9 protein-coding genes are annotated in these 12,332 nt (G+C 66.4%); 5 read left to right on the top strand and 4 right to left on the bottom strand.

Features of this window, described 5'->3' with window-relative positions; translation table 11 throughout:
• Positions 1-117: 117 nt before the first annotated feature.
• The 4 genes from WH303_RS07595 to WH303_RS07580 form a co-directional block, all read right to left on the bottom strand.
• Positions 118-1,965 (bottom strand): acyl-CoA dehydrogenase, encoded by a 1,848-nt coding sequence (locus WH303_RS07595; protein ID WP_339517749.1) that lies wholly within the window; start codon positions 1,963-1,965, stop codon positions 118-120.
• 1 nt (position 1,966) lies between these two features.
• Positions 1,967-3,151, bottom strand: a complete 1,185-nt coding sequence (locus WH303_RS07590) for an acetyl-CoA C-acyltransferase (RefSeq protein WP_339517747.1) — start codon at positions 3,149-3,151, stop codon at positions 1,967-1,969.
• Positions 3,152-3,193: 42 nt separating this feature from the next.
• Entirely contained in the window at positions 3,194-5,299 is a 2,106-nt protein-coding gene (locus WH303_RS07585; RefSeq protein ID WP_339517745.1) for a 3-hydroxyacyl-CoA dehydrogenase NAD-binding domain-containing protein, read from the bottom strand.
• Between the two features lie 105 nt (positions 5,300-5,404).
• Positions 5,405-7,069, bottom strand: a complete 1,665-nt coding sequence (locus WH303_RS07580) for a flavin-containing monooxygenase (protein ID WP_339517743.1) — start codon at positions 7,067-7,069, stop codon at positions 5,405-5,407.
• 254 nt (positions 7,070-7,323) lie between these two features.
• Between WH303_RS07580 and WH303_RS07575 the strand changes: the two genes are divergently transcribed.
• The 5 genes from WH303_RS07575 (at position 7,324) to WH303_RS07555 (ending at position 12,332) form a co-directional block, all read left to right on the top strand.
• Positions 7,324-8,988, top strand: coding sequence for a long-chain fatty acid--CoA ligase (locus WH303_RS07575; protein WP_021028128.1), 1,665 nt, complete (start codon positions 7,324-7,326; stop codon positions 8,986-8,988).
• Positions 8,989-9,087: 99 nt separating this feature from the next.
• On the top strand, positions 9,088-10,008 hold the full coding sequence (locus tag WH303_RS07570; protein WP_021028129.1) for an SMP-30/gluconolactonase/LRE family protein: 921 nt from the start codon (positions 9,088-9,090) through the stop codon (positions 10,006-10,008).
• A 44-nt stretch (positions 10,009-10,052) separates the two neighbouring features.
• The gene (locus WH303_RS07565) at positions 10,053-10,805 is read left to right on the top strand and encodes an SDR family NAD(P)-dependent oxidoreductase (protein WP_021028130.1); all 753 of its coding nucleotides are present in this window, start codon (positions 10,053-10,055) and stop codon (positions 10,803-10,805) included.
• A gap of 14 nt (positions 10,806-10,819) precedes the next feature.
• On the top strand, positions 10,820-11,593 hold the full coding sequence (locus WH303_RS07560) for an ABC transporter ATP-binding protein (protein ID WP_133856490.1): 774 nt from the start codon (positions 10,820-10,822) through the stop codon (positions 11,591-11,593).
• The gene (locus WH303_RS07555; RefSeq protein ID WP_339517739.1) at positions 11,586-12,332 is read left to right on the top strand and encodes an ABC transporter ATP-binding protein; all 747 of its coding nucleotides are present in this window, start codon (positions 11,586-11,588) and stop codon (positions 12,330-12,332) included. The genes WH303_RS07560 and WH303_RS07555 overlap by 8 nt, the downstream gene beginning before the upstream one ends.

Raw genomic sequence — 12,332 nt, 5'->3', positions numbered from 1 at the left:
TTGGCAGGCTTGAGCGGCCCTTCAACCAATAGCGCCCAACCCGCCGCCAGCACCTGCACCATGCGCTGAGCGCGGATGCAAGCCCTGCGGCACCCTGCCCCGCCCTTTCCCCAGGGCTCAAAACCCACTCCCCCCCAGCTCCACAAACAGCGCCTCACCCGCCATTACCGGCGCCAGCCAGGCCTGCACCAGCGGCAGCTCATACGCGTAAAAGTAGCGCGCGCAATCGAGCTTGCCCTGCAAAAAAGCCTGCTGCCCGGCATCGGCAGCCGCCATACCCCCATGCGCCTTGAGCGCCATGTCCAGCCACAGCCAGGCCAGCGTGACATGGCCGAAGGCGGTCATGTAGGCGGTGGCGTTGGCAAGGGCCAGTTGGGCGTTGCCGCTGGCCCAGGCTGCGTCGGTGGCCGCTTGCAGGGCTTGGGTGGCCGCATCTAAGCGATCGGCCCAGGGGGCGCATGCGGGCACCGACCGGGCAGTGTCTACGGTTTGCGCAATCTCGGCTTGCAGCAAGACCCAGGCGGCGCCGCCATCCATGCGCAGCTTGCGGCCCAGCAGGTCGAGGGCCTGGATGCCGTGCGTGCCTTCGTGGATCATGTTGAGCCGGTTGTCGCGCCAGTGCTGCTCCACCGCATAGTCGCGCGTATAGCCATAGCCGCCCAGCACCTGGATGGCAAGGCTGTTGCCCTCCTGGCACCACTGGCTGGGCCAGCTTTTGGCGATAGGGGTGAGCACCTGCAGCAGCAGCTGCGCGGCATTGGCCTGCTGCGGCGCACCGGCGCGCTGCGTATCGACCAGCTTGGCGCAGTACAGCTGCAGCGCCAGCGCGCCTTCGGCATAGCTTTTTTGCACCAGCAGCATGCGCTTGACATCGGCATGCTCGGCAATCGGCACCTGGGGCTGCTGCGCGTTCTTCACCACCTTCTGGCCGGCAGCGACCGGGCGGCCCTGCGGGCGCTGGCGGGCATAGTCACGCGATTGCAGGTAGCCGGCGTAGCCCAGCATCGTGGCGCCCAGGCCTACCTGGATGCGGGCCTCGTTCATCATGTGGAACATGCAATGCAGTCCCGCGCCCAGCGCGCCCACGCGGTAGCCAATGGCCCCGCCCTGCTCGCCGTAATGCAGCAAGGTGTTGACGGTGCCCCGGTAGCCCAGCTTGTGGTTCAGCCCGGCCAGCGCAATGTCGTTGCGCTCGCCGGTCACCCGGCCTTCGGTATCGACCAGGACCTTGGGCACGATGAACAGCGAGATGCCGCCCACGCCGGCAGGCAGCTGGCCGTTGTCGTCGGGCACCTTGGCCAGCACTAGGTGGACGATGTTCTCGCCCATCGCATGCTCACCGCCGGAGATCCACATCTTGCGGCCCGTCAGCCGGTAGCGCGGGCCCAGCGGGTCGTCGGCATGGTCGCCGCCATCGGGAACGGCACGCGTGGTGATGTCCGACAGGCTGGAGCCGGCTTGGGGCTCGCTGAGGTTCATCGTGCCAAAAAAGCGGCCTTGCAGCTGGGGCAGCGCAAAGGCCTTTTGCTGAGCCGGCGTGCCGTGCGCCATCAGCAGGCCGGCATTGGCCGCTGTCAGCATTGAATAGGCCTTGAGCGCAATGCTGGCCGCCGAGACCATGCTGTTGGCCGCCATATCGACCACGCAGGGCAGTTGCATCCCCCCCACCTCGTAGTCGTGCGATGCCGCCAGCATGCCCGATTCGGCATAGGCGGCGCAGGCCGCCGGTGTGCAATCGGGCAGATGCAGCTGCTGGCCGTCAAAATGCGGCTCTTGCTGGTCCACCAGGCGATTGAACGGCTCAAACTTGTCGGCGGCCAGGCGCTCGCACATATCCAGCACGGCGCCGTAGGTCTGGCGGTCGTGGCCGGCATAGCGCGCATGGCGGCTGAGTGCCTCTACCTCTAACCAGTCGTAGAGCAAAAAATCCAGGGTCTGGCGGATGCTGGCGTAGTCGAGTTGCATCTCAGGCGACCTCAAACAGTGCGGCCGCCCCCATACCGCCGCCCACGCACATGGTGGCCACTACATAGCGCACACCGCGGCGCTGGCCTTCCAGCAAGGCATGGCTGGCGATGCGGGCGCCCGTCATGCCATAGGGGTGGCCGATGGAGATGCCGCCGCCGTTGACATTGAAGCAGGCTGGATCGATGCCCAGCTGGTCGCGGCAGTACAGCGCCTGGCAGGCAAAGGCCTCGTTAAGCTCCCACAGGCCAATGTCCTGCACACCCAGCCCGTGCTGGGCCAAGAGCTTGGGGATCGCATAAATGGGGCCGATGCCCATCTCCTCGGGCGCGCATCCTGCTACCGCCATGCCCCGGTAAATGCCCAGCACCTCCAGGCCCCGGCGCTCGGCCAGTACCGAATCCATGACCACGCAGGCCGAGGCGCCATCCGACAGCTGGCTGGCATTGCCGGCGGTGATGACGCCGCCGTCGATCACCGGCTTGAGGGCGGCCAGCCCTGCCAGGCTGGTGTCGGGGCGGTTGCCTTCGTCGCGGGCCAGGGTCACGTCCTGCAGGCTGACTTCCTTCGTGCGCTTGTCGGTCACCGCCATCTGGGTGCTGAAAGGCACGATCTCGCGCTCAAACAGGCCGGCGGCCTGGGCGCGCGCGGTGCGCAGCTGCGACTCCAGCGCATAGGCATCCTGGGCCTCGCGGCTGATGCGGTACTTGCGCGCCACATGCTCGGCCGTTTCCAGCATCGGCATATAGGCATGGGCGGCATGCGCTGTGACGGCCGGGTCGCGCTCGCGGCTGGCCCACTCCATATAGGGGGTCTGCACGGCCGTGATGTTGTCGCAGCCGCCCGCCACCACCACCTGCATGCCATCGACCAGCACCTGCTTGGCTGCCGTGGCAATCGCCATCAGGCCGGAGGCGCATTGCCGGTCGATCGTCTGCCCGGCCACGCTCATCGGCAGGCCTGCGGCCAGCAAGGCATTGCGTGCCAGGTTCATGCCGGCCGTGCCGGCTGTCAGCACGCAGCCGACCACGACATCGTCCACCTCCGCCGGGTCCACTCCCGCGCGCGCCACCGCGTGCTCGATGGCGTGGCCCATCATCTGGGGCGAACGGGTGTGGTTGAGCGAGCCCTTGTAGGCCCGGCCAATGCCCGTGCGGGCGGTGGAAACAATGACGGCGTCTTTCATGGCGGTGCTCTTCAATGTTGATGGGTTCTGGCCTTCAGGCCCTCAGGCTGCTTGCAGGCTGTCAAAGCCCTGGCGCTGTGCAGCCAGCCGCTGCAGCAGTGGCGACACCGTCCAGTAGCCATAGCGGTTGCCCCGGCTGGCGGCATAGTGCTCCAGCCGCGCAACGATCTGCGCCAGGCCAATCTCCTCGGCCATGAACATGGGCCCGCCCCGAAAATCCGGAAAGCCATAGCCGGCCGCCCAGACCACATCGATATCACTGGCGCGGTAGGCAATGCCCTCGTCCAGAATCTTGCAGCCCTCGTTGACCATGCTGTAGAGCAGGCGCTCGACCATCTCTTGCGCCGCAATATCGCTGCGCTGGGCAATGCCATGCGCCTGCGCCAGGTCGGCCGCAATGCGGCCGGCCTCGGGGTCGGGCAGCGCCTGGCGGCCCTCGTAGCGGTAGTAGCCCAGCCCCGTTTTTTGGCCAAAGCGGCCCAGTGCATACATCTTGCGCACCACCGCGCGGTAGCTGGCATCGGGCGGCAGGCCGCCGGCCTTGTCGCATTCGATGACGGTCTTGGCCCCCACATCGAGCCCGGCCATGTCCAGCATGCGGCAAGGGCCCATCGCCAGGCCCAGCGCCTGCACGGCCTCGTCGATCTGCGCGGGGGTTGCGCCTTCCATCAGCAAGAACTCGGCCTCGCGCAGGTAGACCTCGGCCATGCGGTTGCCAATAAAGCCAAAGCAGACGCCCGATACCACCGGCGTCTTGCCGATCTTGCCGGCCAGGTCGATGACGGTCTTGAGCACCTGCGGGGCGGTGTGCGCGCCGCGCACCACCTCCAGCAAACGCATGATGTTGGCCGGGCTGAAAAAATGCATGCCCACCACATCGGCGGGCCGTCCGGTGGCCTGGGCCAGCGCATCCACATCCAGGGTCGAGGTGTTGCTGGCGATGATGGCGCCGGGCTTGCAGACCTCGCCCAAGCGGCGGCAGACCTGAAGTTTCAGAGCCATATCCTCAAACACCGCCTCGATCACCAGGTCGCAGGGCGCCAGGGCCTGGTCGTCCAGCGACGTGGTCAGCAAGGCCAGGCGCGCGCTGGCCTGCTCGGCGCCCAAGCGGCCCTTGGCCACCTGGGCTTCGTAGGTGGATCGGATCAGCTGCAGACCGCGTTCCAGGCCGGCAGCGGCGGCATCCACCAACACGGTGCGGATGCCAGCATTTAAAAAGCACATCGCAATGCCGCTGCCCATGGTGCCGGCCCCCAGAATGCCGACCTGCTCGATCTTGCCGGCTGGCACTTGCCGCTCCAGACCCGGAATCTGCCGGCTGCGGCGCTGTGCAAAAAACAGATGACGCAGTGCGCGCGACTGCGCCGATGGCAGCAAGCGCTTGAAGGCCTCGGCCTCGGCACGGGCGCCGCTGGCAAAGTCAGCGGTCAGCGCCTGCTGCACGCACAGCACGATGGCCTCCTTGGCGGGGTACTGCGGGCTTTGGCGCGCAGCCTCCAGCGCTGCCGCGATGGCCTGGCTGTGCTCGCCGGGCGGAGCGCTTTGCGCGCTCAAGCGGCGCGGCTGGCCGCCTTTGGCCAGCAGCTGGCGGCCAAAGGCCAGGCCCAATGCCTGCGGGTCACCCTCTTCCACCGCATCCACAATGCCGCTGGCCAGCGCCTCTTGCGCGGGCACCGGCCGGCCGCTCAGCATCACGTCCAGCGCCAGCGCTGCGCCCACCAGGCGTGGCAGGCGCTGGGTGCCGCCTGCGCCGGGCAGAATGCCCAGCTTCACCTCGGGCAGGCCCAGCTTGGTTCCCTTTTGGGCCACGCGGTAGTGGCAGGCCAGGGCCAGCTCCATGCCGGCGCCCAGCACCGTGCCATGCAGGGCCACCACAACAGGGCGCGTCTGTGCCTCGATGCGGTTGAGCAGCGCATTGATGGCCTCGGCAGAAAACGCCGGGTTGTTGAACTCGGCAATGTCCGCGCCCGCAACAAAGGACGGGCCTTCGCAATGGATCAGCAGCAGCGGCAGCGAGGCATAGGCCTCAAACTGCGCCAGCGCGGCGCTCAGCCCCGTCAGCAGGCTGTGCGAGAACAGGTTCAGCGGCGGGTGGGAGATGCAGATACGGCCTATCCCGTCTGCGCTGTGAAAGGTGACGTTGCTCATGGCTGGCAGCTCTTGGTGGAAGATAAAAATGCCCCGCTGCAGGGCGCAGGCAGGCACAGCCCCCGGGGGCCGCATGGCCTGTCAGGGACTTGAAAACCCAGGTTATCAGTGCGTGGCGTTTTCCACTGTTGCGCTGGCGTCTGCCGTGCGCTCGCGGTCGCGCTTTTGCGCAAAGTGGTAGCCGCTAAAGCCCTTCTGGATGGCAGCGTTGCAGTGCTCGCGGTACTTCTGGAAGCCGCCGGTAAACATGGTCAGGCCCGGTGCCTTGCCTTGCACATTGGCGCCCACATACCAGGTCTTGGCCTTGGACAGCAAGGTGCGCGGCGCCAGCGAATGGACCAGGTCCATCCAGGCCCGCTCCTCTTGCGCGCTGGGCTCGATACTGCTAAAGCCTTGGGCCTGCATGTGGCGGATGGCAGCCGCCGTCCAGTCCACATCGTTCTCGCTGGTGCGCACCACATTGGCCAGGGCCGAGGGGCCATTGGGCCCGGTGGTCATGAACAGGTTGGGGAAGCCATGCATCATGATGCCCAGGCAGGAGGTCGCGCCCTCCTTCCACTTCTGCTGCACCGTCAGGCCATCGCGCCCTTCCACCTCAAAAGCCAGCAGCGCGCCGGTCAGGCCGTCGTAGCCGGTGGCAAAGATCAGCACATCCAGCTCCACCTCGCCCGACTGCGTGCGCAGGCCCTTCTCGGTGATAGACACAATGGGGTCGGTGATGCAGTCGCGCAAATGCACATGGGGCTGGTTGTAGGTTTCGTAGTAGCCGGTGTCCAGGCAGGGGCGGCGGGCAAAGATGGGGTAGCCGCGCGGCTTCAGCGCCTCGGCGGTGGCCGGGTCGTCCACCGCCTCGCCAATCTTGCCGCGCACAAACTCGGCCACTTCCTCGTTGGCCTGCTCGTTCTGCATCAGGTCGGCAAAGGTGCCCAGCATGGCCAGGCCGCCTTGCAGCCAGGCATCTTCCAGCAGCGCCTGGCGCTGCGCTGGCGTCACGCTGAAGAAGGGGCGGCTCGACTGCGGCCGCACGCCGCCCACATTGCTGTTGCGTGCCAGCTCGCGGATGCCGGCATAGTGCCGCTTGACCTCGGCGACGTACTCGGGCTCCAGCGGCACATTGCGCATCGGCATCGTAAAGCTGGGCGTGCGCTGGAAGACAAACAGCTCACACGCCTGCTTGCCCACTTCCTGCACGATCTGGATGCCGGTCGATCCGGTGCCGATCACGCCCACCCGCTTGCCGCTGAAATCCACCGGCTCATGCGGCCAGCGCGCCGCACGCAGGATCTGGCCGCCAAAGCGCGCAATGCCTTCAATCTCGGGCTCCTTGGGCACCGACAGCGGGCCGGTCGCCATGATGCAATAGCGCGCCTCATAGCATTCGCCCCGGTTGGTGCGCACCACCCACAGCTGGCGCGCCTCGTCCCAGCGGGCGCTGTCCACACGGGTGTTGAACTGGTAGTGCTTGCGCAGGTCCAGCCGCTCGGCGACAAAGTTGAAGTAGCGCATCAGCTCGGGCTGCGCGGCAAACTGCTCGGACCAGGTCCATTCCTGCTCGATCTCGGGCGAGAAGGAGAAGCTGTAGTCGATGCTGGGCAGATCGACCCGCGCGCCGGGGTAGCGGTTCCAGTACCAGACGCCGCCCACATCGCCACCGGCCTCAAAGGCCTGGATCTTCAGCCCCATCTCCCGGAACTTGTGCACTGCGCACAGACCGCCAAAACCGGCGCCCACGATGACCGCATCCACCTGGTGGATTGTGTGATTGTCCATTGCTCTTTGTCTCCTGCTGGCTGGTGCCGGCCGCCCCGCCACACCGCAGCGGGGCACCGGCTCGATAGGGGATGGCAGCTCGCCTCCACCTTGTTCTCGCTGCATCATGCCTACTTGCCGACCGGTAAACAACAGGGTTTCCCCGCAAGCGTTTTGGAGGGGACAAGTCCAGGGTAATCCCGGGCTTGCGACGCTGCTGCGGCTGCTAAACTTTTTACCTGCCGACAGGTATATAAAACAAAACAAGGAGCAACATGCAAGGGCTAATGCAGCAGCGCGCGCTGCGGATTTCCGGCTTGCTGGAACATGCAGCACGCTTTCATCCCCAGGTGGAAGTCGTCTCCCGCACCCCGGACGGGGAGCTCACGCGCTCGAACTGGCTGACCGTGTCCCAGCGCTCGCGGCGCCTGGCCGCCGCCCTGCTGCGCCAGGGCATGGCCAGTGGTGCACGCATGGCTACGCTGGCCTGGAACACGCACCGCCATCTGGAGCTGTACTACGCCGTATCGGGCGCCGGCGCGGTGCTGCACACCGTCAACCCGCGCCTGTTTGCCGACCAGATCCGCTACATCATCAACCACGCGGCCGATGATTATGTGTTCTTCGATCTGAGCTTTGCCGGCCTGGTGGCCGAGCTGGCGCCCAGCCTCAAAACGGTGAAGGCCTATGTGGCACTGTGCAAGCCAGAGCAGATGCCGGCGATGGACCTGCCCGCTCCCCTGCTGTGCTACGAGGACCTGGTGGCCGAGGACGCGGGCGATTTTGACTGGCCCGAGCTGGCCGAAGACAGCGCCTCGTCGCTGTGCTACACCTCGGGCACCACCGGCAACCCCAAGGGCGTGCTCTACAGCCACCGCTCTACCGTGCTGCATTCCTGGGTCGTCTGCGCGGCCGATGGGCTGGCCTTGCGTGCCCGCGATTGCGTGCTGCTCACCGTGCCGATGTTCCATGTCAACGCCTGGGGCCTGCCCTATGCCAGCGCCATGTGCGGCGCCAAGCTGGTGCTGCCCGGGCCGGACTTGAGTGGTAAGGCGCTCTACCAGCTGATGCGCGACGAGGGCTGCACTTTCTCGCTGGGCGTTCCCACCGTCTGGATGGGCTTTTTGCAGTATGTCGAGAGCCTGCCAGCTGCCGACAAGGATGCCTTGAAGCTCGAACGCATCATGATGGGCGGCTCGGCCGCACCGCGCGCAATGATCGACCAGTTCGACAGCCTGCTGGGTGTCACCGCCAACCAGGCCTGGGGCATGACCGAGACCAGCCCGGTTGCCACCGTCAGCACCCTGCTGCCCCAGCATGAGGCTCTGGCCCGCGATGAGCGCATCGATGTACGTGCCCGCCAGGGCCGGCCCATGTATGGCGTGGATGTGGCCATCTTCAATGACGAGGGCCAGCAGCTGCCGCCCGGCGACCCAGCCCCTGGCGAGCTGCGCGTGCGCGGCCCCTGGGTCATCTCTGCGTATTACGGGCAAGAGGCCGGCTCGGCACTGGATGCGCAAGGCTGGTTCAGCACCGGCGATGTGGCCCGTATCGATGACGAAGGCTTTGTACAGATCACCGACCGCGCCAAGGATGTCATCAAGTCCGGCGGCGAGTGGATCTCGTCGATCGACATCGAGAACCTGGCACTGGCCCATCCCGCTGTCAAGGAAGCGGCCGTCATCGGCGTGCACCACGAGCGCTGGCAGGAACGCCCGCTGCTGGTCATCGTGCGCAAGCCCGGCAGCGATGTCAGCGGCCAGGAAGTGCTGGACTTTATGAAGGACCGGCTGGCGCGCTGGTGGCTGCCCGATGCAGTCGAGTTTGTCGACGAGCTGCCCCACACCGCGACCGGCAAGCTGCTCAAGACCCGGCTGCGCGAGCAGTTCAAAGGCTACCAGCTGCCCACAGCCACCCTTTCGGCACCCGTCGCCAACTAAGACCAACACCCGCTCGCTACGCGCACGGCCCCCTAGAGAGGCCGGCGCACCCGCAGCAGCCAAGGCACCGCCTTGGCTGACCGCACCAGGAGACAAGACATGAACGCCCTCACCGCGCAGGCAGCGGCCGCGCGCATCCATCCACTGCTGCCCCAGCGCGATCTGCTGGGCGAATGCCCGCTGTGGGATGTGGCCACGCAATCGCTGTACTGGATCGATGGCCGCGCCCAGTGGGTACACCGCTACTGGCCGGCAGACGGCCGGCAGCAGCAGTGGGCGCTGCATGCCCATATCGGCTCGATCGCGCTGTGCCGCAGCGGGCGCTTGCTGCTCGCGCTGGAAGATGACTTCCATTTTCTGGACCCGGACAACGGCCAGACCACGCCCATGGGCGTACAGGTGCAACACCAGGGCGAGCGCATGCGCCTGAACGACGGACGCTGCGACCGGGGTGGCCGCTTTGTGGTCGGCTCGATGAGCATGACGCCGCAGTCACCCACCGGCAAGCTCTACCAGCTGAGCGGTGATGGCCGCCTGCGCGAGCTGGACCAGGGCTTTCAGGTCGCCAACGCCACCTGCTTTAGCCCCAACGGCCGCTGGCTGTACTTTGCCGATAGCCCGGCGCGCCAGATCTGGCGCTATGCCTATGACCCGGCCACCGGCGCCTGCGGTGCCCGCGAGGCCTTTATCGACACCGCCGCGCTGGGCCTGGCGCCCGATGGCGCCACCGTCGATGCCCAGGGCTATCTCTGGGTGGCCATGGTGCTGAGCGGCCAGTTGGCCCGCTTTACGCCCAGTGGCGAGCTGGCCGGTACGGTGGATTTTCCCGCCGATGCCTACGTCACCTGCCCCGCCTTTGGCGGCCCGGCGCTGCAAACCATCTACCTCACCTCGATCAGCAACAGCGGCAACCTGCTGCGCTCCAGCCACCCGGATGCGGGGGCCGTCTTCGTCATCGACGGCCTGGCCGCAACGGGGCTGGAAGAAGCGCGTTTTGACGATACCAACAGCCCACGCTGAGACGTGGCGGACCTTATTTTTAATTTGACCAGGAGACAAACACCATGACACAACGCTTTGCAGGCAAGGTCGCACTCGTGACCGGCGGCGCACAAGGTATCGGCCGCGCCATCGTGCAGGCCATCGCGGACGAGGGCGGCAGCATCGGCATTCTGGACCGCGCCGAGGACAAGGCGGCTGAGGTGGCCGCAGCCATCGTGGCCCAGGGCGGCCGCGCCCATGCCTATGGCGGCAATGTGGCTGACCGCGAGAGCTTCAGCAGCGCGATTGCCGATCTGAAGCAGCGCTACGGCCGCTTCGACATTCTGGTCAACAACGCCATCTGGGTGCGCTACGGCCCGATTGCCGACATCACGCCCGAAGCGCTGCAGCGCATGGTGGGCACCGGCTTCAACTCCATCGTCTGGGGCATCCAGACAGCAGCCGAAGCCATGGACGACGGCGGCAGCATCGTCAACATCGCCTCGGCGGCGGCCTTTATCGGCATGCCCCAGGGCATGGTGTACTGCGGCGTCAAGGCCGGAGCGCTGGGCCTGTCGCGCGCAGCAGCGGCGGAGCTCGGGCCACGCGGCATCCGCATCAACTCGGTCTGCCCCGGCTCCATCCCGACCGAAGGCGTGGGCATCAATGTCGATGCAGAAAAAGTGCGGCTGCGCATCGCCAAGACGCCGATGGGGCGCCTCGGCACGGTGCAGGACATTGCCCGCGCCGCCTGCTTTTTCGCGTCGGACGACAGCCGCTTTGTCACCGGCGAATCGATGCTGGTCGACGGCGGCGCCACCCAGTCCTTCATCTGATCGGAGGCGCCGCCATGACTGCTCCCCCCGAGGCGGATGCCCCCATCCTGGAAGCGCGCCAGCTCTGCCGCCAGTTCAGCGGTTTCTATGCCGTCAAGGACGTGAACCTGAAAGTCAAGCGCCACTCGGTGCATGCGCTGATCGGCCCCAATGGTGCCGGCAAGACCACCTGCTTCAACCTGCTGACCACCTTCTTGCGCCCCAGCTCGGGCCAGGTGCTGTTCAACGGGCGTGATATTTCGCGCAGCGATCCGGCCAGCGTGTCGGCCCTGGGCCTCGTGCGCTCGTTCCAGATTGCGGCCGTCTTCAGCCACATGACGGTGCTGGAGAACGTGCGCATTGCGCTGCAGCGCAAGACCGGCGGCACGTTCACGTTCTGGCGCTCGGTCAAGGTGCTGAGCGCGCTGGACGAGCGTGCGATGGACCTGCTGGACAGCGTGGGCCTGACGCGCTGGAAAAACGTCAAGGCCTGCGACCTGCCCTATGGCCGCAAGCGCGTGCTGGAGCTGGTCACCACGATCGCAATGGAGCCCGAGATGATTTTGCTGGACGAGCCCATGGCGGGCCTGGGCCATGAGGACATCTGGCCGGTGGTGGAACTGATCGGCAAGGTGGCGCAGGGGCGCACCGTGCTGATGGTGGAGCACAACATGAAGGTGATATCGCATCTGTGCGAGACCGTCACCGTGCTGCAGGCCGGCCAGGTGCTGGCCGAAGGCAGCTATGACGAGGTATCGCGCGACCCCAGGGTCATTGAAGCCTATGTCGGAGGGGCCGCCCATGCCTGAGAACAACAACGCCAACAACGGCGACAACAACACCGCGCTGCGCCAGATGCTGCAGGTGCAGAACCTGCGCGCCTGGTATGGCGAAACCCTGGCGCTCGACGGCATCGACCTGCATGTGGGCGAAGGCGAGGTCGTCTGCCTGCTGGGCCGCAATGGCGCCGGCAAAACGACGACCTTGCGCGCCATCATGGGCCTGCTCAAAAAGCGCGAAGGCCAGATCAGCATCCAGGGCCAGCCCACCGAAGGCCTGCCGCCCGAGGCCATTGCCCACCTGGGTGTGGCCTATTGCCCCGAGGAGCGCGGCATTTTTGCCAGCCTCAGCACCGAAGAAAACCTGATGCTGCCGCCCGTGCTGCACCCCGGCGGGCTGACGGTGGAGGAGATCTACCAGGTCTTCCCCAACCTGCAGGCGCGCCGCAAGAGCCCGGGCACCCGCCTGTCGGGCGGCGAGCAGCAAATGCTGGCCATTGCCCGCATCCTGCGCACCGGCGCACGCCTGCTGCTGCTCGATGAGGCCACCGAAGGGCTGGCACCGGTCATCGTGCAGAAGATCGGCCAGACGCTGGAGATGATCCGCGCGCGCGGCTACACGGTGCTGATGGTGGAGCAGAACTTCCGCTTTGCCGCATCGGTGGCCGACCGCTTCTACGTGATCGAGGAAGGGCGCGTGGCCAGCCACTTCCACCGCGCCGAGCTGGAAACGCGTCGCGACGAGATCGAAGCGCTGCTGGGACTGTGA

Origin of the sequence: Comamonas sp. MYb69 (genome assembly GCF_037479315.1) — a bacterium.
Lineage (GTDB): Bacteria > Pseudomonadota > Gammaproteobacteria > Burkholderiales > Burkholderiaceae_C > Comamonas.
The sequence above is the reverse complement of the archived record's forward strand: the minus strand, read 5'-3'. Positions and strand labels throughout refer to the sequence as shown.